Raw genomic sequence first — 1,644 nt, 5'->3', positions numbered from 1 at the left:
ATCGAAATGGTGAATCTCCTTTCAGGTGTTTTTTGTTATCAATATACCGCCGAATACCTTGGAAATCCTACCATTTCAATCCTATTCCTGCAACAAGGCTTTGCCTTGTTTGCAGGATTTAGGTATAATTTTATTTCGTACACAGTATAGAATAGGAGAAAAGGATGTCAATCAAAAAAGGGGGGGGTTGCCAAATAAAGTAAAAGATATAATGAGGCTTAAGCATTATTCCCTCCGTACAGAACGATCATACTGTGATTGAAGCAAATGATATATAGTCAAACAAATAAGGTTTTCGAAAAATTTACACCTCCCAGTCCTCTCTATAAAGAGGGAATTAAGGGGCGTGCTTGTATAGTATGCTTAGTCAAATAAATCTGTTTTTTAGAAAGCCATTTTATTGCCAAATTCCTAAAATCATATTTGTTTGGCTATATTCAATACCACCGAATGACCAGTCAAGAGGATTTAATGGACGGTGAAGAAAAAATAGAACAATTTTTGACCCACCTTGCCGTGAAATCTTGCGTTGCCCCTTCTACCCAAAACCAGGCTATGAACGCACTTGTATTTTTGTATAAGAAGGTTTTAAAAGGTAACTATTCAGCGTGTTTGAGTAAAAGTACAATATATGGCAAAAACCCATTAATTTACGCTTCTTGTCTATATATAGCAATACAACTTCTGGATAATATCTGTGATTTTGGCCTTTTTTGTCATATATGGTAGTTAAAGAAATTACGCTGAATAGTTACTTTAAAAGTATCATTAAAAGAAGAGATTAACGCTATACGTGCACAGAAGAAGACGAATATTCCAGTAGTCATGACCCGTGAAGAGGTTCGTCAAATAATAAATTATATTGAAGGCTCTCCTCAGCTTATTGTCAAGTGGTTGCTGTTGGTATTGCCGGTTTTAAGAGGAGATTGCTTGCCTGTATCGGTGTAGCGCTCTGCGTGGTCGTCCCGTCCCCAATTCACCATAAGTATTATATCTCCATGCATGGGCCGTCCCATCAAACTTCAGGGCAATGGTGTAAGACCCTCCGCCTGCGGGTTTCGGCATCATCCATTTGAAGGCTTTTGTCAAACGAAAAAGGCTCTCCTGTCTGATAGGCATTGAATTGAAAATTATTTTACCGGAATTGTGTTTTGAAAAATAACTGCACTGTATCAATTTAAAAGATTGCACCAACCATAAGTTTGCTAAAGGTGTTAACTCAAGAGGCTGGTAGCTTGTACACAATACAGTGCGTCTCTGCACAACGGTGGAATGAGGGACGGGCACTGTCTACTATCTACTCAGGAGCATTCCCGATTTTTTGTAACCGTATGTGTGATTGGGGCAAAACAACGCTGCCAGTGGTTAATACTATTGTACGTTTCATTAAAACATGGCAGAAGTAATAAAAAACCTGGAATGCACATGGATCAACCCCACAAGGGCATGAAAGCTGCAAAGGAGGTGGCAAGCCTGTCCCCCGCTGGCGGGGGATTAAGGGGGTGGAATTGTCTGCGGAGCGCGGGGAAAAGGGGCAAATTTGTTTTCATAATGAAGGGGTAGTTGAATCGATGGAGAAATCCAGTCCACCCCCTGCACCCCCGCCAGCGGGGGACATAGTTTGAACAGGAGCATTCCAGATTT

At 40.6% G+C, this 1,644-nt stretch carries 1 protein-coding gene; it reads right to left on the bottom strand.

Going from position 1 to position 1,644, the window contains the following annotated elements; translation table 11 throughout:
* Positions 1-875 precede the first annotated feature (875 nt).
* On the bottom strand, positions 876-1,004 hold the full coding sequence (locus QZT26_RS17520) for a hypothetical protein (protein ID WP_261341768.1): 129 nt from the start codon (positions 1,002-1,004) through the stop codon (positions 876-878).
* Positions 1,005-1,644 lie beyond the last annotated feature (640 nt).

The organism is uncultured Candidatus Kuenenia sp. (assembly GCF_900696675.1).
Taxonomy (GTDB): Bacteria; Planctomycetota; Brocadiia; order Brocadiales; family Brocadiaceae; genus Kuenenia; species Kuenenia stuttgartiensis_A.
This window is presented reverse-complemented; position numbering and strand designations above follow the sequence as displayed.

Excerpts from the sequence above, each read along its gene's own strand:
- QZT26_RS17520 (WP_261341768.1), bottom strand. The coding sequence starts at position 1,004 with ATGCATGGAGATATAATACTTATGGTGAATTGGGGACGGGACGACCAC.